This window comes from Geothrix sp. 21YS21S-2 (assembly GCF_030846775.1).
Classification (GTDB): Bacteria; Acidobacteriota; Holophagae; order Holophagales; family Holophagaceae; genus Mesoterricola.
In genome coordinates this window covers 1,136,736-1,158,225 of sequence record NZ_CP132910.1, presented here as the reverse complement: position 1 = coordinate 1,158,225, position 21,490 = coordinate 1,136,736, and the positions used below count along the sequence as shown (strand labels likewise).

Here is a 21,490-nt window from a genome sequence, read left to right as displayed (position 1 = left end):
GGCTTCCGGCGCGTTGCCATGTCTTTTTCCTGCGCCGCCACGATCCTTTCGATTTGGCCACCTACACGGATCTGTGCGTTATCCGGAAAGCGGGCGGGGCCTGGACCCCCATCCAGTCGGTCGCCACCACGGGATTCACGGGCTACAGCCCGTTGAGCTACTTCGCCAAGTCCCTGAAGAGCGACCGGATCGCCGTCCGCTTCCAGAGTTCCGCCGGACAGCAGCTTCTGACCTTGGACCAGGACATCTGGTCGACCATCATCCTGGGGCCGGCCGAATCCAACCGCCCCTACCTCGGTTTCGACCGGAACGATAGGTTCTATCTCTTGCAGAGGCTCGGCTATTCCTGGAGCACGGAGCCTTCCACCTGCGGGCTGTATTCGGAAGCGCCCTAGCCCCGCCAACCGCGGGCTTTCCGCTTCAGGATCTCGAGCTCCACGTGCTTCCACGGCCGCGCAAAACGTGGGTGGCCCCGGAGGGGGTGGTCGTCTCCAGCCAGCCCCTGGGCTGGTCCTATCGCCAACCGAAAACGGAACCCGTGATCCTGACGGACGTGGGGATCGACCTTCTCACCCACGACAACGAGAACGTGGTGCTCCAGGTCCAGGAGACCTACCGGATCCAGCGCCCGGGAACCCGGATCCTGGCGCTCGATCTCCTGAGCTTCTTCCAGAAGCCGAACCTGAACGCTCCTGACCTCCGGCCCCTGAAGCTCACGTCCGTTAAGGACGATGCCGGCAAGGCCCTCCCCTTCTCCCACCTCAACCACCGGCTGCTGGTGGAGCTCCCGGCGGCCTTGCCGGCCGGTTCGATGGTGAAGCTGGCCTTCGCCATCGAGGGTGATTTCCTCATCCATCCCAGAGGCGACAATTCCTGGAAGCTGGGAACCTCCGCCTGGTTCCCCCAGTCCGGCCTGGGAGGGGACCTCTACACCGTGCGCTGCCGCATGAAAGTGAAGAAGCCCTTCCTGCCCATCGCGTCGGGCGAGAACTGCGTCCGTCGCGTCGAGGGGGACTACAACCTCCTGGAGACGTCCTTCGATCGGTCGATCTGCTTCTTCGTGGCCCTGGCGGGCAGCTATGCCCTGACGGAGGAAACCCGGGACGGCATCACGCTGCGGGTAGCCAGCTACGACACGGCGGGTTCCAGCGTCCCCCGGATCCTGGGCCTGGCCAGGACCGCCATCCAGTTCTACCAGTCCTTCCTCGGGCCCTTCCCGTTCAAGGAATACACCATCGTCCAGGTCAACTCCTACGGGTACGGGCAGGCGCCGCCCCACCTCATGTTCCTCACCAACGAGGCCTTCGACATCGAGCACAGCCTGCTCCGGGACTGGTCCTCGCAGGACCTGAACCGCCGGTTCCTCCACGAGATCGCCCACGCATACTGGGGCAACGCCGTGCATTTCCCTTCCGAGACCGAACAGTGGCTGAGCGAGGGCTTCGCGGAGATCTGCGCGGGGCTCTTCATGAATGCCTCGCGTGGGGAAGGGGCCTACGCGACCATGGTGGCCCGCTGGAAGTCGGATGGAGAGGAATCCAGCCGACTCTCGAGCATCCCGATGGCCAACCGGCTCTACGACAAGGATTTCCTGGTCTCGTGGCGGACGCGCCAGAATCTCCTCTACGACAAGAGCGCCGCACTGCTGAGCACCATCCGGGAGCAGATCGGGGACCCGCAGTTCCGGCTGTTCCTGAGGGCCTACCAGAGGAACTTCGCCTGGAAGCAAGGCAGCACCCATCATGTGGTCGGAATGCTCAGGTTCCTCACCAAGCGGGACTTCGCTCCGCTTTTTGACGCCTGTTTCTGGGGGGAGGCCCTGCCGGGCAAGAACTGAGCGACCGATCGGTCCGCGGCCCCGTCGCTTCGTCCCGGCATTTCTGTTATCGTGATCCCCGGAGATTGGATGCGTTCCCAGAACACCTTGAACCAGGAGCCGGTGCCGGCCGCTTCGTAGGCGAAGCGGATGGCAGGCGCTTACTTCACGGGGCCTTGATGGTCCCGCGTTCAAGATGCAACTTGGGAGAATCCCATGCTTCAACACCCTCCTTTTCCTTCCATGCCCTTCATGGAATCCTTCGCTCCGCTCCTGCGCCTGTTCAAAGGAATGACGCGCAAAGGACCGGGCAGCGAGGCTTCGACGCTGCGGGCCCTGGCCCTTTGTCCCCTTCCGGAAAGCCCGGTGGTCGCCGACCTGGGCTGCGGATCGGGCGCTTCCGCCCTGGTGCTCGCCCGGGTCCTCCAGGCACCCGTCCTGGCCCTGGACGCGGACGGCACCGCCCTGGACGATCTCTGGGGCCTGGCCCAGGCGAAGGGCCTGTTGCCGCTCATCCAGCCACGCACGGGGGACCTGGCGAACCCCGGAATCGCCCCGGAGAGCCTCGACCTGCTGTGGTCCGAAGGGGCCATCACCCACCTGGGCTGGGCCGTTGGCCTCCGCATCTGGCGGGAGCTGCTTCGCGCGGGCGGCGTCATGGCGATCACCGACGCGACCTGGTTCGAGGACGACCCGCCAGAGGAGGCCCGGCGCGCCTGGTCCGCGTGGTACCCCGCCATGGACACGGAGGCCGGCAGCCTCCGGACCGCCCGGGACCTGGGCCTGAAGGTGCTCGGCCACTTCCGGCTTCCCGCCCGGGACTGGTGGGCCTACTTCGACCAGGTGGAAGCCCAGTGCCGAAGGTGGGAAGGCGACGAAGGCCTCGCCGAGGTCATCGCGGCCAGGCGCAGTGAAAGGGATCTCTACCGCAGGACCGGGCACAGCTACGGCTACGTCTTCTCCGTTCTGCAAAAAAACGGATAGCGGACCCCGGTCCCGGACGCCGTGGGCATTTGCCTGCAAGGGCAGAGAGGGGTCATACTGCTGGCGTTGCAAGTTCGGCAACGTACCATTTTCTTCAGGGCGGGGTGAAAGTCCCCACCGGCGGTAGGGTCGGGTCCGAGGACCTGCCGAGCCCGCGAGCGCCCGTCAACCACGGGGTCAGCAGATCCGGTCCGAGTCCGGAGCCGACGGTCAAAGTCCGGATGAGAGAAGGAGTGACTCATGCCTTATGGCGACGTTGAAGGTGCCGTCCGTGCGTTCAGGGCGGGCAGGGGGGTCGTCCTCGTGGATGACCCCGGACGCGAGAACGAGGGGGACCTGATCATCCCCGCCGAGATGATCAGCGAACGGATCATGGCCATGATGATCCGCGAGTGCAGCGGGATCGTCTGCCTCTGCATCGAGGAGGACGTGGCGCGCAGGCTCGATCTTCCCCAGATGGTCGAGGTCAACGAAAGCAGGAACGGGACCGCCTTCACGGTCTCCATCGAGGCCAGGGAAGGCGTCACCACGGGCGTCTCGGCCCGCGACCGGGTGGCGACCATCCGCACGGCCATCAGGCCGGAAGCCGTCCCCGGGGACCTGGCAAGGCCCGGCCACGTGTTTCCCCTGCAGGGGCACCCCTCCGGCCTGAAAGGGCGGCAGGGCCACACGGAGGGCTCCATCGCACTGGCCCGCCTGGCGGGCTTCCGGCCCATGGCCGTGCTCTGCGAACTGATGAACCCGGACGGCACCATGATGCGAGGGCCGGAACTGGAACGGTTCGGGCAGGAACACGGCTTCCCCCTCCTGACGGTGGAGGCTCTGGTGGAGGCGACGGATTCCGTGCCGGTTCCGGCGGGGTGAGCTCAATCCCGCGGTCCGGCCGCCGGGAGGGCATAGGCCTGCCGGATCAGGTCGAGGCCGACGTCCAGATCGGCCTCGCCGACGTCCAGCGGGATCCCTAGGATGTCGGAGAGGCGTTCACGGTGGATCCCCAGGCGGGCCGGGCTCGGTTCCTCCGTGAAGAACCTGCCGGCTTCCGAAGGCAGGAAGGTCCGCTTGAGGGGGTTGAGGAATCCGGCCCGATCAACGTCGACGAGAATGGCCCCGGCGATGCATTCCCGGAGGTCGCCGGCGGGAATCAGCGTGAAGGGAGCCATGCGCACGCCGGGCGCCAGGGGCGCGAGGCCGTACAGGTCGGTCCAGATGCGGGCATCCGCCTTGTCGTCGATGCGGAGGAACGCATCGGTCAGGGGCAGGCGGGTTCCGTTCCTCGTGAAGGAGAACGGGGCCGAGGGCGGGATCCGGAGCGCATGGTAGCCCAGGGCCAAGCCCCCCGGCCGGAAGGTGACGGGGGCGGGGCTGCCCTCGGCGAGGTACCCGTAGATGCCCATGGCGAGCATCACCGCCCACGGAGGCGCCTGCCTGAAGGCCACGCCCCCGAAGATGATCGGCATGAACCAGGGGTTCGTCGCCCGGGTTCCAGGGTGGTCCGCGAAGTGCCGCTCCAGGGCGGACCCGCATTTCCTGCGGTCCTCAAGGGAGAAATCGAAGGTGGCGCCGCTTTCCAGGAAAAGCCGCCTGACCGTTCCCGGAAAGGGCTGTTCGATGAAAAAGGACTGCCCGGCCATTCGTCACACCTTGAAACCATGCGCCAGGTCGCGCAGCTTGCTTGAAAGCGAGGCCAGATCGTCGATGGTGCGCTTGGTCTCGCCGATGCTGGCGGCCAGCTGGGTGGCGGCCGAAGCGTTGCGTTCGGTCAGGTTGGCCGTCATGCTCACGGCCTTGTTCACGTCCTCGCTCGCCTTGGCCTGCTCCTCGATGGCCAGCGTGATGGCGACCACCCCGGAGGCCCGCTCCCTGGCATTGTCCCGGATGGCTTCCAGGCCCTGGACCACCTTCTCCACGGAAGCGGATCCTTCCCGCACCCACTGGCCGCTCTCCTCGATGAGCGTGCGGATTTCCTTGGCCGCTCCGGCGCTGCGCTCGGCCAGCTTGCGGATCTCCTCGGCCACGACGGCGAAGCCCTTCCCCTGCTGGCCGGCCTTGGCCGCCTCGATGGCCGCGTTCAGCGAAAGCAGGTTGGTCTGCCGGGCGATGTCCGCGATGACCGTGGTGATGCGGCTCACGCTCTCGGAACTCTGGCGGATCCCGTCCATGGTCTTCGTCGTATCGGCGGCGAGGACGATGGCGCCTTCGGTCACCTTCTGGGACTCGGCCGCCAGGGACGTGGCGATGGCCAGGCGGTCCGAGACCGCCCGGATGGAGGCGGTCACCTCCTCCAGGGCCGAGGCCGAGGACATCATGGCCTCACGCTGCTTGTCCGAACTCCGGCTCAGGTCCAGGGTGGTGTCGTTCAGTTCCCCCGCGGCGGCGGACAGCTCCGTGGTGCCCGAGGCGGCCTGGGCGGAGACGTCCATGATGCCCTGGATCACGGCCCGGAGATCCTTCTCCATGTGGGCCATGGCCCCCAGCAGGCTGTCCGGGTTCCCCGAGTGCCTGATGTTGATCCTGAAATCCCCGGAGGCCATCTGGCGCACGGTGTCCGTGGCGTAGGCGGGGTCGCCTCCCAGCTGCCTGAGGATGCTCCTGGAGAGCCGCGTGGCCACGAGGGTCATCCCCGCCAGGAGGATCCCCCCGATCAGCAGCTGGCGCCAGGCCTGGGACCAGAAGGCCGCCTGGATGTCGTCGGTGAAGAACCCGATGCCGATGGCCCATTTCCAGGGCTTGAACTCGATGAGCCCATTCAGCTTGGGGAACAGTTCCTGCCCGCCCGGCTTGGCGTTCCTGATTTCCATGAAGGCGATCCGCTGGTTCGCGAGCAGCTCCCGGCCCACGACCCCCGAGGGCCGGCCGTCGGGCATCTTGAATCCGGGGTCCACCTTCCCGACCCGCGCCGGATTGACGTGGACCCGCATGATGTCCTTGTCGTCCCGCACGAAGTAGTAGGTGTCCTCGTGACGCAGGGAGAGAAGGACCTCCGTGGCCCTGGCCTTGGCCTGTTCCTCCGTGAGCTCGCCCTTCTGCGCCAGCTCGTGGAAATGGGCGCAGACGTTCTCGGCGGTGTAGAGCAGGGTCGAGATCTGGGAGCGGCGCTCCTGGTTCAGGCTGGAATTGAGGGACGTCAGGCCCAGCAGGGCCAGGACCGCCAGGCTGGCCGATGCGCAACCTACGATCAGCCAAAGGCGTGCAGGGAGGGACAGGTTCATATTCGATCCTTGGATTCTGGGCGGCGGCTAGATATAGCACGCCTCATTGACAAGTAAATTCTTCTTTTGATTTTTTCAGGATTCCAGCGGCCTGGTCCTCGGCACCGCTGACCGGGACTTGTCCCAGGCGGAGAGCAGGGCGCCTCGCCGTTCCTCATTCCAAGCCTTGGCCGCTCCCTGCAGGGCGGAGGAGGCGTCGCCGATGATCCGGTCGTGTTGGGTGATGAGCCAGTGGAGCTCCATTTCGCTGAGCAGGACCGGAACATAAGGCCGGATGGTTCGTTTCATCGATTCTCCAAGCGGGGGGGGACAAGAGGTCCGCATGGCCCATGGGCGAAGGGGCCGCTGAGGGTATGAAGGAAATTCGTGAGGCCTTGAAGCAGACATCCAGATGGCCATTGCCCATCGGGGGGATGGGCATCCGCGTCGGGTCCCTCAAGCGTCCTGCTGGCCATGGCACGGGGCGGTGCACCTGGCCGGGCGGATCCCGGGGAAGCATCTGAATCCGATCTCTCCGCCACGCTTGCTCGCAGGACCAGAAGTGGAAATTATTGCCGACTTGAGCCTGGATTGCAAGCCCTGCATCGATTCTTGAGGAATTTTAAGCGTGGCCGGAATTCCTCCCGGGTATTTTCTCCCGCTGCCTGGGTTATCACCATGAGGTGCTTGGCCGGCAGGGGTGGAGGCCGGGCCGGGTACCGCCGCCCCGGCGGTATTCCTCTGCCTAATTGTTCCATTCGTCACACTTCTGCAACATGTTTCTGGGAGACTGGAAGGGTATCGAATTGAGGTTCTAAATGATGTCCATGCGTATTTTGGGATTGGCCTTCGGGGTCCTGGCCATCGGCCATTGTGCGGGCGAAGTCGTGGTGCTGTTCGGTAGTTCGGTGCTTCGGAATGGAACCCTGCAGTCGACGGCGGTGGGGAGCATCCAGCAGCGGGCCCCGCGGGAGGGCGCGCCGATGGCCGGACGGGCGATGCTGAAGGACGCCGCGGGCAAGGACTTCGAGGTGGCCTGCGAGGTGGAGATGTATGCCCTCGGCGGCGACCGGGGCGATACGGCCGCCTGGCGGGTGGAAGTGCCGGTGGGCACCACCCTCCGGAGCCTGAAGGTGGTCCGGGGAAACCAGGTCCTGGCCCGGCTGGAGACCCCCCTCGACCTCGCGCCGCCGGTCATGGAGTTCGTCGATTCGGCCAACGGGGCCGGTGCGTCCGTCGATTGGGTGCTGCTCCGTCCGGGGAAGTTCGCCGCGTCCTCCATCTGGTTCCGGTGGTCCTGGGATGAGGGCGGGTCCTGGGTGAACTCCCCCCGGATCCTCTCCGACGATTCCGGCACGGGGCAGCTGAAGCTGGAGCCGGTCGCGGGCGGCCTTCCCGGTGGCACCCTCCTGGAGTTCTGGGTCCCCCAGGGCCTCAGCCTGACCCGGATCCGTCACCGGATCGCCGGCCGTTTCCGGCCCCTGTAGTCCGATGGGGTTCCGGCCGTTCATCCGCTCCGCGGCATTCCTGCTGGTGGCTTCCCTCGGGCCCCTCCCGGCCCTGGGAGGGGCCCCGGGGGTTCCCCCGGAACAGACGCCCTTCCAGAGCTACGGGAACGGCCAGGGCCTGGAGAACCTCTCCATCTGGTGCCTGGAACAGGATTCCGACGGGTTCCTCTGGGCGGGCACCGAGGACGGCCTGTTTCGTTATGATGTCCAGAAGTTCCAGGCCTTCCGCGGCGAATCGGGCCTCCAGGACGTCTGGGTGCGGGCCCTGTGCGCCGCCGAGGGCCGCCGGCTCTGGATCGGCACGGCCCGGGGGCTGGCCCTGAGGGACCAGGGGAGGATCCAGGCCCTCGGCCCCGGGCAGGGGATCCCCCAGGCGGAGGTCTTCGCCCTGGCCCTGGATTCCCGCTCCCTTCTGTGGGTGGCGACGGAACGCGGACTGTTCCGGCAGCGCCCCGGGCGGATGACCTTCGAACCCGCGCCGGGCTGGCGGGGGGAGGAACCGGCCCGCTGCCTGGGCCGTGCGGGGAACGCCATGTACGTGGGGTCCCAGGAGCGCCTGTTGCGGTACGGCCCGGAAAGCGAGGGGCCCCCGGCGGAGGTGGCGGGACCGTGGCGCGAAAGGCTGGACGCCGTTCTCCAGGACGGCGGGGGACGGTTGTGGGTGCGTTCGCGGAGCGGGCTCTGGATGCGCCCGGGCGAGGCCGGTCCGTTCCAGGACCTGTCGCGGCGCGTGGGGCCGGCCGCCTACGACGGCTGTCTCAAACTGACCCCCGCGGGGACCCTCCTGATTCCGACCGTGGATGACCTGGTGCGCGTCCGGGACGGGCGCTGGGAGCATCTGGGCCAGGCCCGGGGCCTGCCCACGCCCTTCGTCAACCGCGCGCTGGAGGACCGGGAAGGCTGCCTCTGGATCGGCGGCCTGGGCCTCCACCGGACCCTGAGCCGGGAGGCCTGGGGGCAGTACACCTATCAGAACGGCATCGCCGGGGGCGTGGTGTGGTCCATCACCCATGACCGGCAGGGGCGGCTCTGGGCCGGAACGAGCAACGGCCTCTGCGAGACCCGGGACGGGCGATGGGCCCTGGTGCCCGGCACGGCCAACCAGGCCTTCCTCGCCCTGGCGGTGGCGCCGGACGGCGCGCTCTGGATGGGAGGCGCGCCGGCCCGGCTGCGGCGCTGGGTTCCCGGCACCTCCCGGTGGCAGGAATGGCCCCGGCCCTCGTCGACCATCATCAGCCTGGCGTTCGACGACCGGGGCGTCCTATGGGTGGCGACCCGGCGCCAGGGGCTTTTCAGGGTGGTGGAACGGGGCGCGTCCTTCGCCGTCGAGCCCGTCCCGCTCCCGGGGGCCGTGCCCGGGGAGAAGACGACGGCCCTTTCCATCGGCGCGTCGGGCCGCATCTGGCTGGCCAGTTCGAACGGGCTCCTGGTGCTGGAGGACGGCCGCTGGCGGCGCCTGGGCAAGGCGCAAGGCCTGGTGGACCCGGATGTGCGCGCGGTCTATGAGCGCTCCGGCGGGGACCTCTGGGTCAGCTACCACGATACGCAGGGGCTGAGCCAGTACCGGTACGAACCGGGCCGGCTCGTCCTGGTGAAGCATGTCGACGCGGCGGGCGGCTTCACGGCGCGGAAGGCCTACTTCATGCGCCAGGACACCCTGGGCCGGCTCTGGGTGGGGACGTCCCAGGGGGTCGTCCGGTACGACGGCGTCCGCTTCCAGGAATTCGGGACCATGGATGGCCTCCCCGGGGACGAATGCAACGGCAGCGCCTTTCTCGCCGAGCCGGGCGGGGATGCGTGGGTGGGAACCCTGGGGGGCCTTGCGAGGTTCCACCAGGACAGGTTCGCGGGTTCGGCCCCGCCGCCCGCCGCCTTCGTCCTGTCGGCGACCTACGGAAGGACGCACCTCGCCTTCCCCTTCGAGGGAATCGCGGAGGTCCCCAACCGGGACGCGACCCTCGAATTCCACGTCACGGGACTCACCTACCTCAACGAGGGCAGGGTCCTGAACCAGGTCCGCCTCGTGGGGCTGGAGGACGCCTGGAGGACCACGAAGGTCCGGGAGGTCCGGTACGCCAACCTCCCTCCCGGGGCGTACCGGTTCGAGGTGCGATCGGGCCTGGCCGAGGGATCCTGGGGCCCCGTCGCCTCGTTCACCTTCCGGGTGCTGCCGGCCTGGTACCAGGCCTGGTGGTCCCGCCTCCTGGGGGCGGCGGGCCTTCTGGTCCTGGGCTTTTTCGCGCTCCGTCTGAGGCTGAAGGCCATGCGGGAGCGGAACCGGGACCTGGAGCGGGTCGTGGAGCTGCGCACCGTCGCGCTGGCCGAGGCCAACGAAGCCCTTCAGCAGCTCACGGTAACCGACCCCCTCACCGGCCTCAAGAACCGCCGGTTCCTGGACCTGACCCTGGAGGAGGACCTGGCCCTGGTGCGCCGGGACCACCGTTCCACGCCCGACGGCGGGCGCCTGGGGGGCAACGTGGACATGGTCTTCCTGATGGTGGACATCGACCATTTCAAGGGTGTGAACGACGGCCATGGCCATGCCGCGGGCGATCACGTGCTCCGGCAGGTCCGGGACCGGCTGCAGGAGGTCGCCCGGACTTCCGATACGGTGGTCCGTTGGGGCGGCGAGGAGTTCCTGGTGGTGGCCCGGCGCCTGGACCGTTCCCTGGGCGCCACGCTGGCGGCCCGGATCCTTGAATCCATGCGTTCGGGCCGGCGGCGGGGGCAGGGTGGGGGTCCCCCGCGGGGAACCGCAGGCTGACCAGGGTCCCCGACCCCGGTTGGCTGCGGATGTCCAGTTCCCCCTGGTGGGCCTTGACGGTGCCGTAGACCATGGAGAGGCCGAGCCCGGTCCCCTTGCCCTGGGGCTTGGTGGTGTAGAAGGGCTCCAGGGCCCTGGACAGGACTTCGGGCGTCATCCCGGTGCCATTGTCCTCGATCTGGATCTCGACCCACCGGCCGTCGACGTTGCGGGTCCGGAGGGTCAGGGTGCCGGCGTCGGGCATCGCGTCCCGGGCATTGACGCAGAGGTTCAGGAACGCGTTGGCGATCGCCCCGGCGTCGCCCCGGACGGGGTGGAGGAGTTCACGTACTCGATCCTCCACGCGGCGTCCATGATCACGATGCTCAGCGGGCTCTGTTCCACCGCGGTGGAGATCCGCAGGAGGGAGGCCTCGGCCTGCTTGCGCTTGGCGTCGAGGTCCAGATGCTCGAGCGCGAAGGAGACGTCGCTGGCGGCCTCCGCCAGGAGGGCCACCTCGTTGCGGCCGAACCAGCCGCATTCGTTCGCGTAGACCATGAGGACGGCGCAGACCTCGCCGGCCTTCCGGACGGGGAACGCGGCCGCGGCCTTGAACCCGGTCCCGTCCGGGGCGAAATCGTTCTCGATCACGGGACGGCCTTCCCGGAGGGCCAGGGCCGCCGGGCCCGATTCCCCGCCCCCGGGGCCGTCGAGGCAGCCCTGCGCGTCGCCGCAGCGGCTGGCGATCCGGATCTCCCCGTTCGCGGCCCAGCCGATCCAGGCGAAGGCGAAACGGCCCTCCCTGACCAGGGCATCGCTGATCCGGTCCATCAGGGCTTCCGGGGTGCGGGCCCAGACGATGGCCTGGTTGACGTGGCTCAGGGCGGCGTAGAGCTGGGTCATGCGCTCGAGCTGGCGCGCCTGGGAACGGAGGTCCGTGATGTCCCGGGTCATCGTCAAGGCGCAGGGAACCCCCTCCACCTCGATCGTGCTGGCGGAAACCAGGCCCGTGAGCACGCCGCCGTCCTTGCGCCGGAACTGGGCCTCGAAACCCAGGACCTTCCCGTCCCGGTGCAGGAGCTCCCGGAAGCGCGCCCGGTCCCGGCTGTCCACCCAGATGCCGACCCCGCCGGGCTGGGAGGACCGGCCCAGGATTTCCTCCGTGCCATAGCCCGTGGTCTGCATGAACCCTTCGTTCACCGTCAGGTAGACCCCGTCCGAAAGCCGGGTGATGGTCACGCTGTCCGGGTTCCCGTGGAAGCTCCGGCTGAACTTCTCCTCCGAGGCCCTGAGGGTCTCGGTGGCGAGCTTGCGCCGGGTGATGTCGATGAAATTGACCAGGACCCCGCCGCCGTCGAGGGGTTCCGCCGTGACCTCCAGCCATTGCCTGCGGCCGTCCTTCCCGGCCCAGACGAGTTCCCGGCCCCGCACGGGCCGTCCCGTCCTGAGGGCGACCCGGCCGGGAGCCTCATCCAGGGCCAGGATCGCCCCGCCGTGTTCGAAGAGGCCCGTCTGGCTTCCTTCAAGGCCCTCGGCCAGGAGGGTTTCCCGGTCCAGCCCCAGGATCCGGGAAGCGGCCCGGTTGGCTTCCAGATACCGGCCCTCGGGATCCAGGAGCAGCACGCCCTGGCTCAGGGCGTCCATGAGGGGCGTCCAGCCCGCATGTGCAGAGCGGGCCTGTCCCTCCTGGGGATCAGATAAGCGTGGAGTGAGCACTTCACGTCCTCGGGAAAAGGGGTGGTGATAAGCCGCGAAGTTCCCAGGTCGATTACAAAAGGCCTGGAGGCCCCGGGCTGCTGGCACCAGGGTCTCACTTTGTGTATGGGGATGCCAGACCTTCTTCTGCTTTGGCGGCGGCCCGCGTCTCCCCGCGCTTGCGGAGGGAACAGGGGAATTCGATCCGGAACGCGGTGCCCTCGCCAGGTACGGAATCCACCCGGATGCTCCCGCCGTGGGCGGCCACGATGTTGGCGACCATGGCCAGTCCGAGCCCGGTGCCCTTCCCGCGCGCCTTGGTGGAGAAGAACGGTTCGAAGACCCGCTCCATCACCTCCCGGGTCATGCCGCAGCCGGTGTCCCGGACTTCCAGGCAGACGTTGCCCTCCGAGCGGAAGGTGCGGAACGTGAGCAGGCCGCCTTCCGGCATGGCGTCCCGGGCGTTCATTCCCAGGTTCACCAGGACCTGCTGGATCTTCTGGGGCTCGCCGAACATGACGGGCGACTCGGGGTCCAGGTCCTTCCGGACCTGGATGGACGGTCCGGCGACGGGGCCGAGCAGGGCCACCACGTGCTCCACCGAGACGTTCAGGCTCATCGGCTCGCGTTCGCCGGGGTCGGGGCGGCTGTAGTCCAGCAGCCCGCGCAGGACCTCGCTGCACTTGGCGGCGGCCTCCTCGGCCTGCCGGAGGCGGGGCTGGAGCGCGGGATGATCCTCGTACAAGGTCTGGCAGAGGGCGATCTGGCCCAGGACCACCGCCAGCTGGTTGTTCACGTCATGCATGATGCCCGGAGCCATCATCCCGACCGAATCCACCCGCTGGCTGTGCTCCACCTGGTTGAGCAGGCGGTTGCGCTCCTGGACCGCCCGGCCGGCGACGCGCAGCTGCTGCCCGACCTGTTTGATCTCCCAGACATCGGATTGATAGTCCTCGCTGGACCCGTCGTCGGTGGAGGGCGAACTGGCCTCGAGCGCCAGGTCCCGCATGGGGCGCACGAACCGGCGGTGGACGTCCAGGAGGCTCCAGGCCACGCCCAGCACGATCGCCAGGGCCAGGACGAAGACGGCGATCCGCCGCGGCCGCAGCCCGGGGAAGAGGTCCTCCTCGGGAATCGCGACATGCAGGTTCATCCGCGGCTTTCCGGGGACGGCGTACGCGCCGCCGGCCGCGATGAAGGCGCCCACCGGAGCCCGGACCGCGTTGGGGCCGGCCGGCTCCGCTTCCGGGAAGGATGGCGGCACCGGCATCAGCTGGTGGTCGACGCGCGCCCCCGGATCGAGCATTTCGGGAATCCTGGGCGGGACCAGGAGCCGTCCCCCCGCGTCCGACACGACCATGCGGGTGCCCGGGGTCGGCTGGTGGTCCCAGATGAACTGGGTCAGCTCCTCCAGGGAGACGTCCACGCCCACGACGCCTTCCAGCCGGCCGCGCGCGTCCCGGACCGGAACGACGTAGGAGAAGCCGCCGGCCCGGGTCGTGAAGAACCGGTAGGCCTCGGGCGTCCAGGCGGGTGCGCCCAGGGCCGCGCCGAACCGGTACCAGTGGCGTTCCTGGGGCCGGTAGGTCTCCCGGTCATTTCCCTGTCCGGCCACCCATTGCCCTTCCCGCAACAGCAGCCGCCTGGAAACCAGGCCCGCCCGGAAGAGGATCAGGTTCCATTCCCCATCCTTTTTCACGATGCAGGCGGAATCGCCATCCTCCCGGCCCAGGATGAGGTTGGTGACCATGCCTCCCTTCTCGAGGAAGGCGATGACGCTCTGCAGTTTCGCGGGGTCCTCCAGGCTGGCGTGTTCCTGGGCCCACCAGGCGCCCAGGGCGAGGCCGGTGGTTTCCGCACGGGACAGCTCGCGGGCGATGGTCCGTTCCATCTCGGCCAGGGAGGCCCTGGCGCGGGCCTGCACCTGGGTCCTGGGGGAATGGACGAGCCCCCACCACCAGAGTCCCCAGACGGCGGTGGAACACAAGGCGGTAAGGAGGATGGCCTTCCACAGCACCATGCTATTGGGTCGCTGCATCGATCGGTTGCTCCGTTCGGGCCGAAACCCAGGCGAAAGGGGTGGTTATTGCGAGTGAAATGGCGGCAATCTCCCCCATAATACGTGGTTGTTCCCTCCGTTTCGTTTAATTCAAACATGACGCCCGTGGTCCCACTGGCTGGGGACCCGAATTCCTCAACCCCCTTTCCATGGAGAATCCATGCCCACCCGCCCCAAGCTTCTGAAGATCACCCTCACCTACGAGCAGGAAGGCCGGCCCGTGACCGTGGAGGTGGACCCCGCCAAGGCTTCCGCCCTTTTCTGGACGGACCACACGGTCGAGAACCTGCTGGGCAGCTACTACCGCTCCGGCTTGCCCAATCCGACCGGCCAGACTCCTTCCGGCGTGCTGGAGGCCTGGAATACCGCCAAGGCGGACGGCACGCTGCCTGTCGTCATGATCAAGTACCCCGAGTGCGGAACCGGTCCTATCTGAGCCGCTCCAGGCGGGCCCGGGCGGCGGCGGCGACCAGGGGACCGAGTCCGGTGCCGCGCCGGTAGGCCTGCCGGGCGCGCTCCAGGGCCCGGGCCCGCCGGTCCTCCGCGGCCTCCGCCGCGGCCGAGAGAACCTCCAGATCGCCCAGGCGGAGATACCCTTCGCCGTAGGACGGATCGAGCTCCACGGCCTTCCGGGCCGCCCGGAGGCCGGATTCCCGTACGCCGGCCCGCGGGACGGCCGAGGCCCAGGTCGCGTACAGCTCCGCCAGGGCGGCCCAGGTCACCTTGTCGCTGGAGATCCGGAGGTACCGAAGGATGTCGGCCTCGGCCCGCTGGAACAGGGGCATCATCCGGGCCGGCGGCTGGTGCGCGAGCAGCCACCGGATTTCCACCAGGTCGCACAGGGCGCGGAAGAACCGGGGGAAGGGGGCGCGGGGGTTCCGGCGAACGGCCTCGGCGAGGTCGAGCCGCGCGGCGGCCAGTTCGTCCAGGGGGGACCGGCCCTGGGCGAGTTCCGCCTTGGCCAGGGCCAGGTGGCAGCCCGACAGGTCCACGAGGGCGGCCACGAAGTCGCCCTTCACCGCCACGGCCCGCTCGAGGGACACCCTGGCCTGGGCCAGGGCCTTCCGGGGATCCTGCCCGGCGGCCAGCTGATACTCGCCCAGGAGCTTGGCTGCAAGGCCCAGGTAGTAGTGGCCGTCCACCAGGTTGGGGTCCAGCCGGATGGCCTGTTCCAGGGCCGTGATGGCCGTCTCGGCGCTCCGGGAGGGATCCCGGCCGTGGGCCAGTTCCTGCTCGGCCCACTCCTCGTGGGCGGCCCCCAGGCCGACGTGGAAGGTCGCCAGGTCCGGGTACGCCTTGACCGCCCGTTCCATGAGGGTGCGGGCGGCCGTCCAGGACGCGGTGGCGTCCTGGCCCCGCTGGGCCCTGTAGACCATGAGCCGGAGGTGGATGCGGCTCAGGGCGGGCAGGAGCAGGGGATCGTTCGGCGCTGACGCCACCGCCTTTTCCCCCGCCTCGATGGCCTGTTCCCAGGGACCGACGGGGTCGCCCCCGGTGCGCCAGCGCACCAGGGCGGTTTCGCCGAGGGCCGCCATGCGGGTTTCCTGGGCGCCAGGGTAGGCGGGGTCCTGGCGCAGGACCTCGGCGGAGGCGGACAGGGCCCGGTCCAGCTCCTCCGTGGGGTCCTGCCCCTTGTTGTTGAGGGCGCGGGCCCGGCCGAAATGGAACCACGCCTCGAGGGCCTGGGTGCCGAGGCGGGACGGATCCAGGACCTTGGCCCGGTCCAGGGCCGCGAGCCCCCGGGCGAAGGGCACTGCGGCGTCCTCGCCGTGAAGCCAGTGCTTGTCCATGGCCAGCCGCCAGGCGCGCGCTTCGGCGAGGAACAGGTCGGGGTCGCTGGGGGCCATGGCCTGGGCGGACTGGAAGCAGGCGACCGCGGCTTCCAGGAGGCCCCGGAATGCCTCCGGGCGGGCCGTCCCGGCCTGGTCCAGGAGGATGTCCCCTTCGAGGCCCTTGGCCTCGTAGAACCAGGGGGTCTGGCTGAAGGAGGCCCGGGCCCGGGCCAGGGCCTCGTCCAGGCGGCGGCCGTAGAAGGCGAGCAGCGCCAGGGTGTAGTCGGGGGATTCCAGGGCCGCGCTCCGTCCCTGCTCCAGGTTCCTTATGGCCGCGCTCCGCAGGCCCTGGTCGGCGGCCCGGAGCCGGGCCTCGCGGACCGCGGGGTCGGCGACCTTCCGGATCTGGTCCAGCTCGGCCAGGTACTGGTAGCCCAGGATCCGCCCGTGCATGTAGAACGCCTCCGGGGACCGGAAGCCCTTGGCCAGGGCCCTGTCCATGTAGGCCGAAGCCCGGGCGAGGTCGCCCATGGCGAGGTGGCCCCGCGCCAGGGCGTAGCAGGCCGGGCCCGCCATCACGTTGGAGGGGCCGGCGACGTTGGGCTCGAGCTGCGCCATGCGCCAGCGGACCTGGGCCATCTCCTGCTGGATGTCGTGGGCCGGGAGGAGGTGGGCATAGCGCATGAGGGATTCGTAACGTTCCGCCTCCTGGCCGAAGCGCTGGGCCCACCAGGCCTGGGCGGAGGCGGTGCGCCGGGCCTGGACGTTGACGGCCACCAGGGCCAGCACCGCGGCCAGGGCGGCCGCGGTCACGGCCACGAGCGCCTTGTGCTTGCGGGCGAGCTTGCCCGCCTGATAGACGAGGGTGGGCGGATGGGCCAGGATGGGCTCGCCCTCCTTGAACCGCCGCAGGTCCTCGGCCAGGGCCAGGGCGGAGGCGTAGCGCCGCCTGGGCTCCTTCTCCATGCACTTCTCGACGATGGTCGCCAGGTCCCGGGGAAGGGACGGGACGGCTTCGCGCAGGGGAACGGGCGCCTCCTCCAGGGTGGCCTTGAGCCAGGAAAGGCCGGTTCGTCCCGCGAAGGGCGCCTGGCCGGCCAGGAGGGCGTAGAGGGTGGCGCCCATGGCGTAGATGTCGGTCGGGACGCCCACCTGGTCTTCCAGCCCCGCGGCCTGCTCGGGGGCCATGAAGCCGGCGGTGCCGATCACCAGGCCCTGCTGGGTGAGGCCCGTGCTCTCCAGGGACCGGGCCAGGCCGAAATCCAGGATGTAGGGCTTCAGGCCCCGCTCGTCCTCCTCGACCATGATGTTGGCGGGCTTGAGGTCCCGGTGCACGAGGCCCTGGCGGTGGGCGGCGTGGATGGCGGCGGCCACGGTCTCCATCACCGAGGCCAGGTCCGGCAGGCTGAGGTCCTTCCGGGCGGCGGCCAGGGTCCGGCCCTTGATCAGCTGCATGGCGATGAAGGCCTGGCCGTTCAGCTCGCCCACTTCATAGACCTTGCAGACGTTGGGATGGTCGACCTTGGCCTGGTTCTGGGCTTCCTGGATGAACCGGCGCATGCGCCGCGGGTCGTCCCGGGCGAGGAACTTCAGGGCGACCTCCCGCTTGAGGACGAGGTCGAAGGCCCGGTAGATCCGTCCCATCCCGCCCTCGCCCAGGAGCTGGAGGTCCGCGTAATGGGTCCAGGACGCGGGCTGGATGGTGGCGGCGCCCGGGTTCTCGCCGAAGAGGGTGGGCTGCGAGCCGAAGTCCGGGGCCGTTTCCGGACCCCCGACAGGCACTCCGCCTTCCCCGATGTCCCCCCCCTGTGCGTCCACGTTCCGTTCCAGTGTTGAACCCAGTCTACCCTCCGGCCGGAGCAAACATCCATTCAGACCGTTGCCGGCCGGCCCTCCCGCGAGGTCCGCTCCGCGCCCTTGCGCAGCGAGGGCGGCAGCTCGATGCGGAAGGTGGTCCCGGCGCCGGGCTCCGAATCCACCTGGATCCGCCCCCCGTGGCCGGTCACGATGTTGGCGACCATGGCCAGGCCGAGACCGGTGCCCTTCCCGGGCTCCTTGGTGGAGAAGTAGGGCTCGAAGATGCGCCGCTTCACGTCGTCGTCCATGCCGCAGCCGGTGTCCCGCACTTCCAGGCAGGCGTTCCCCTCGGAGGAGAACGTCCGGAAGCTCAGCAGGCCGCCAAGGGGCATGGCGTCCCGCGCGTTGATGCCCAGATTCACGATGATCTGCTGGATCTTGACGGGGTCCCCGAACAGCATCGGCAGCTCCGGATCCAGGTCCAGCTCCACCCGGATGCCCTTGCCCAGCACGCCCCGCAGCAGCCCGATGCCGGTCTCCAGGGACGTGTTCAGGTTCATCAGCACGCGCTGGCCCGGATCCGGGCGGCTGTAGTCCAGGAGCCCGCGCAGCACCTCGGCGCATTTGATGGTCGCTCCCTCCGCCGCCCGAAGACGGGGCTGGAGGGCGGGGTGGCCCTCGGACTGGCTCCGGCAGAGCGTGAGCTGGCCCAGCACCACGGCCAGATGGTTGTTCACGTCGTGCACGATGCCCGGCGCCATCATGCCCACCGAATCCATCCGCTGGTTGTGCTCGGCCCGGCTCAGGAGGAGCTCCTTCTCCTGGACGGCCCGGCCCGCGTCGCGCAGCTGCCGGCCCACCTGCTCGAGTTCCCAGATGTCGGAGTGGTAGTCCTTCCCCGGGGCGCTTCCGGACCCGGGCAGGCCCGCCTCGGCCGCAAGCTCGCGCATGGGGCGCACGAGGTGGCGGTGCAGGTCCAGGAGGCTCCAGGCCACCCCCAGGACCAGGGCGAGGGCCAGGAGGAAGGTGGCGATCCGCCGGCGGTGAAGGCCGGGGAAGAGGTCCTCCTCGGGAATGGCGACCTGCAGGCGCATCTGCGGCGTTCCCGCGGTGGAATACGCGCCGTCCGCCCTGACGACGGCCGCGCTGGAGCCCGGGCGGCTGTCGCCCGGGGGCGTGGAGGGCGTCAGCTGGTGCCTGAACCGGGTCCCCTGGTCGAGCATCTCCGGGGTCCTGGGCGGGACCAGGAGCCGGCCGGACAGGTCCGTCACCATCAAGCGGGCGCCGGGGGTCGGCTGGTGCTCCCAGATCAAGGCCGTCAGCTCCTCCAGGGAGACGTCCACGCCGATGACGCCCTCGAGACGGCCCTGGGAATTGCGGACCGGCACCGTGTAGGTGAACCCTCCGACCATGGAGGTGTAGTAGCGGTAGGCCTCCGGCGTCCAGGCCGGGCGGGCGTGGGCCGCCCCGAACCGGTACCAGTAGCGCTGCCGGGCATCGTAGACCTCGCGGTCATCCGCGGGACCGGGCACCCATTTCCCCGAACGCATCATGAACCGTCTGGGATGCCGGCCCGCCCGGTATAGGACCAGGTTCCATTCGCCGTCCCTCCTCACGACGCAGGCCGAATCGCCGTCCTCCCGGCTGAGGATGAGGTTGGTGATGATCGCTCCCCGTTCCAGGAAGGCGATGACGCCCTGCAGTCGCGCGGGGTCGTCCAGCCGGCCTTCCTCCCGGGACCACCAGGCGCCGAAGGCGAGGCCGGTGGTTTCGGCCCGGTTGAGCTCGCGGCCGATGGTCCGGTCCATCTGCACCAGGGATTGCCGGGCCCGGTCGCGGACCTGGGTCCTCGGAGAATGGACGAGGCCCCACCACCAGAGGCTCCAGATCCCCGCGGCGCACAGGGTCGTGAGGACGATGGCTTTCCACAGCACCATGCTATGAAGGCGGGGCATTGGCTGGCGTCTCCGTTCCGATCGAGTCTTCGGCGCGGAAGGGCCTGGATGTTCAGGAAACCGTCGGCGGAGACTTCCCCAAGGGTAGCAAGTCGGGCAAATGGAACCAGTACTTTATATGGGCCCGGACGCGGCCAGGAGACCTTCAGCTTCGGTCCGGTCCTCGCCTTCGGGGACGCCAGGTACGTGGGGCCCTCAAGGCAGGCCCCGGTCCTTCGGCCATCCAGGGCTCAGGACGGCTTGACCGGCCAGGTGAACCACGCCTCGGCGTCGGCGTCGCAGCAGCGTTCCCAGGACTTGCCTTCGGTGAAGAACTCCTCCCGGTCCCGGTCGCAGGCCTTGAACGCCACCAGGCGGTCCTGGGGCTTGGGCGGCGCGGGCATGTGCATCCAGTGGGTGGGGAAGCAGGGGACGGTGAACCCGTTCCCGTCCTGGTCCCGCAGCCACTTCCCGTCCTGGCAGCGCATGGCGACGGCGAGCATGCCGTCCTCGTCGCCCGGTCCGAAGGACCCGCGTCCGATAAGAATGCTCCCGTCCTTCGGGGCGGTTGCGATGTGCCGCCATTCACTCATGGTCACCTCAAACTACCTGTTCGTCCTATTATGGCCGGAGCTCCGGGTGCATCGGTCACAACGGCCCCATCCCCGTAGGTTTTTTGCCTCCATTCGTCGCGCGATAGGTGGGGTTGGTCCGATCGTTTCCCTCCCGGGGTCATTCTTCGTTCATGGTGATTTGGGCGGGCACCGCCCGGCCTTCCTGGTCCGAAGTCCTCTTCCCGAAAGGAGACCCCATGTTGCGCAGTCCCTTGACCCTCCTTCCCCTTCTCCTGCTGGGGCTCGGCCCCGCCCTGGGGGCCCAGCTGCCCGTCCAGTTCGGGGGGGCCGTCTCGGTGGACGCGCCCCTTTCGGACCTGAGGACGGATCTCAACGACAAAGTGGGGCTCGGCACCAGCTTCCAGGTCACCGTCAGGACCGGGGAGCGCCTGTCGGTGCGCCCCCGCCTGGACCTGGATCTCTTCCGGGTCTCCCGGTACCATCGGCCCTTTTCCAACTACGTGCAGGAGCGCACCTTCTTCTCGGCCGGGGCCGGGGCGGACCTGCTCTACGCCTTCGACGGCACGGCCGGGAATGGCCTCTATTGCCTGGCAGGGGCCGGGGTGCTTCAATGGTTCCAACATTTCACCATCACGGACCATTGGAATCACGACCCGGACGGCGACTACCGCTCGGACACCCGGAAGAACCGCGTGAGCCCCTGGGCCGCCCTGGGCCTGGGCTACCAGGTCAACCGGCACCTGGGCTTCGAAACCCGGGCCGTGCTCTCCCAGTACGATCGTCCCGCGGCCGGCGGCCTCCAGGTCCCCACCGGCGAGGTCCCGACCGAACTCCGCAAGGCCCTCAACGTCCAGTTCGCAGTGACGGGGAGATGGTAATGGTCTTTCAACCCAGGAGAGGCGACATGCTCCTTTCTCGAAGCGTCCTGTTTGCGGTCCTCCTCATGGGGATCCCCCTGCCGGCCCAGGAACCCGCCGGTGGCCGTCCGCCCGAAACGGTGTTCCTCCGGCTCAACCTGGGCGGCGGACAGGCCACCCAGGACGGGGCCCGCCACGGGAACCTGGAGCTGGGCGGCGACCTCCTGCTGTCCGCGAACGCCTCCCAGCGGTACGGGCTGAGGGTCTCCTCCCTGGATCTCGACGTCGGAGGCAGGCACGAGCGCTACCTCTGCACGGGCGTCGTGCTGGAGATGGTGGTGCACCGGTGGCTGCGCATGGAGATCGGCACGGTGGGCTTCATCGGGAGGGGGGACCGGAGCGGGACCAATCCCTTCGGCCTGGTCTCCTTCGTGGGGTACGAGAAGCGGGCCGGCGCCCTCACCTGGTCCATCGGCTACGACTCGAAGTACGTCTTCGGCCGGCCCGCGATCACCGTCAACAATCTCGGCATCGGGGTCGGTGTCCATTTCTAGGAAGACAG

At 68.9% G+C, this 21,490-nt stretch carries 17 protein-coding genes, 1 pseudogene and 1 riboswitch; of the genes and pseudogenes, 9 read left to right on the top strand and 9 right to left on the bottom strand.

What is annotated here, in order from left to right; all coding sequences use genetic code 11:
* Window positions 1-53 precede the first annotated feature (53 nt).
* The 4 genes from RAH40_RS05300 to ribB all read left to right on the top strand — a co-directional run bounded on the left by RAH40_RS05300 (window position 54) and on the right by ribB (window position 3,664).
* Window positions 54-395: a hypothetical protein gene (locus tag RAH40_RS05300; RefSeq protein ID WP_306601042.1), complete on the top strand. Its 342-nt coding sequence runs from the start codon at window positions 54-56 to the stop codon at window positions 393-395.
* A gap of 44 nt (window positions 396-439) precedes the next feature.
* Window positions 440-1,837: a M1 family aminopeptidase gene (locus RAH40_RS05295; protein ID WP_306601041.1), complete on the top strand. Its 1,398-nt coding sequence runs from the start codon at window positions 440-442 to the stop codon at window positions 1,835-1,837.
* 231 nt (window positions 1,838-2,068) lie between these two features.
* Window positions 2,069-2,800: a cyclopropane-fatty-acyl-phospholipid synthase family protein gene (locus tag RAH40_RS05290; RefSeq protein ID WP_306601040.1), complete on the top strand. Its 732-nt coding sequence runs from the start codon at window positions 2,069-2,071 to the stop codon at window positions 2,798-2,800.
* A gap of 86 nt (window positions 2,801-2,886) precedes the next feature.
* A riboswitch (FMN riboswitch) is annotated at window positions 2,887-3,037 on the top strand.
* A 3-nt stretch (window positions 3,038-3,040) separates the two neighbouring features.
* Window positions 3,041-3,664 carry a 3,4-dihydroxy-2-butanone-4-phosphate synthase gene (ribB, locus tag RAH40_RS05285; protein WP_306601039.1) on the top strand — a complete coding sequence of 208 codons (624 nt, stop codon included), beginning with the start codon at window positions 3,041-3,043 and terminating at the stop codon, window positions 3,662-3,664.
* Between the two features lie 2 nt (window positions 3,665-3,666).
* Here ribB and RAH40_RS05280 read toward each other — a convergent pair whose 3' ends face one another.
* The 3 genes from RAH40_RS05280 to RAH40_RS05270 all read right to left on the bottom strand — a co-directional run bounded on the left by RAH40_RS05280 (window position 3,667) and on the right by RAH40_RS05270 (window position 6,297).
* On the bottom strand, window positions 3,667-4,431 hold the full coding sequence (locus tag RAH40_RS05280; RefSeq protein WP_306601038.1) for a hypothetical protein: 765 nt from the start codon (window positions 4,429-4,431) through the stop codon (window positions 3,667-3,669).
* 3 nt (window positions 4,432-4,434) lie between these two features.
* Complete coding sequence (locus tag RAH40_RS05275; RefSeq protein WP_306601037.1) at window positions 4,435-6,009, bottom strand: methyl-accepting chemotaxis protein; 1,575 nt, start codon at window positions 6,007-6,009, stop codon at window positions 4,435-4,437.
* 75 nt (window positions 6,010-6,084) lie between these two features.
* On the bottom strand, window positions 6,085-6,297 hold the full coding sequence (locus RAH40_RS05270; RefSeq protein ID WP_306601036.1) for a hypothetical protein: 213 nt from the start codon (window positions 6,295-6,297) through the stop codon (window positions 6,085-6,087).
* A gap of 518 nt (window positions 6,298-6,815) precedes the next feature.
* Here RAH40_RS05270 and RAH40_RS05265 point away from each other — a divergent pair.
* Window positions 6,816-7,475: a hypothetical protein gene (locus tag RAH40_RS05265; protein WP_306601035.1), complete on the top strand. Its 660-nt coding sequence runs from the start codon at window positions 6,816-6,818 to the stop codon at window positions 7,473-7,475.
* Window positions 7,476-7,479: 4 nt separating this feature from the next.
* Entirely contained in the window at window positions 7,480-10,260 is a 2,781-nt protein-coding gene (locus tag RAH40_RS05260) for a two-component regulator propeller domain-containing protein (RefSeq protein WP_306601034.1), read from the top strand.
* A 40-nt stretch (window positions 10,261-10,300) separates the two neighbouring features.
* Here RAH40_RS05260 and RAH40_RS23025 read toward each other — a convergent pair.
* From RAH40_RS23025 to RAH40_RS05250, 3 genes and pseudogenes are all read right to left on the bottom strand, one after another.
* A pseudogene (locus RAH40_RS23025) lies at window positions 10,301-10,504 on the bottom strand (sensor histidine kinase); the annotation flags it as partial.
* Window positions 10,505-10,530: 26 nt separating this feature from the next.
* Window positions 10,531-11,883 (bottom strand): PAS domain S-box protein, encoded by a 1,353-nt coding sequence (locus RAH40_RS05255; RefSeq protein WP_306601033.1) that lies wholly within the window; start codon window positions 11,881-11,883, stop codon window positions 10,531-10,533.
* Between the two features lie 166 nt (window positions 11,884-12,049).
* Complete coding sequence (locus RAH40_RS05250; RefSeq protein WP_306601032.1) at window positions 12,050-13,972, bottom strand: sensor histidine kinase; 1,923 nt, start codon at window positions 13,970-13,972, stop codon at window positions 12,050-12,052.
* Between the two features lie 181 nt (window positions 13,973-14,153).
* Between RAH40_RS05250 and RAH40_RS05245 the strand changes: the two genes are divergently transcribed.
* Window positions 14,154-14,429 carry a hypothetical protein gene (locus tag RAH40_RS05245; protein ID WP_306601031.1) on the top strand — a complete coding sequence of 92 codons (276 nt, stop codon included), beginning with the start codon at window positions 14,154-14,156 and terminating at the stop codon, window positions 14,427-14,429.
* On the opposite strand, the gene RAH40_RS05240 is transcribed toward RAH40_RS05245, so the two are convergent.
* The 3 genes from RAH40_RS05240 to RAH40_RS05230 all read right to left on the bottom strand — a co-directional run bounded on the left by RAH40_RS05240 (window position 14,422) and on the right by RAH40_RS05230 (window position 20,089).
* Window positions 14,422-17,583 carry a serine/threonine-protein kinase gene (locus RAH40_RS05240; protein ID WP_306601030.1) on the bottom strand — a complete coding sequence of 1,054 codons (3,162 nt, stop codon included), beginning with the start codon at window positions 17,581-17,583 and terminating at the stop codon, window positions 14,422-14,424. The genes RAH40_RS05245 and RAH40_RS05240 overlap by 8 nt on opposite strands.
* A 53-nt stretch (window positions 17,584-17,636) precedes the next feature.
* Entirely contained in the window at window positions 17,637-19,517 is a 1,881-nt protein-coding gene (locus RAH40_RS05235; RefSeq protein WP_306601029.1) for a sensor histidine kinase, read from the bottom strand.
* A 230-nt stretch (window positions 19,518-19,747) separates the two neighbouring features.
* Window positions 19,748-20,089: a hypothetical protein gene (locus tag RAH40_RS05230; protein ID WP_306601028.1), complete on the bottom strand. Its 342-nt coding sequence runs from the start codon at window positions 20,087-20,089 to the stop codon at window positions 19,748-19,750.
* A 218-nt stretch (window positions 20,090-20,307) separates the two neighbouring features.
* On the opposite strand from RAH40_RS05230, the gene RAH40_RS05225 reads away from it, so the two are divergent.
* A complete protein-coding gene (locus RAH40_RS05225) occupies window positions 20,308-20,949 on the top strand; it encodes a hypothetical protein (RefSeq protein ID WP_306601027.1) in 642 nt (213 codons plus the stop codon).
* Between the two features lie 26 nt (window positions 20,950-20,975).
* The gene (locus RAH40_RS05220) at window positions 20,976-21,482 is read left to right on the top strand and encodes a hypothetical protein (RefSeq protein WP_306601026.1); all 507 of its coding nucleotides are present in this window, start codon (window positions 20,976-20,978) and stop codon (window positions 21,480-21,482) included.
* Window positions 21,483-21,490 lie beyond the last annotated feature (8 nt).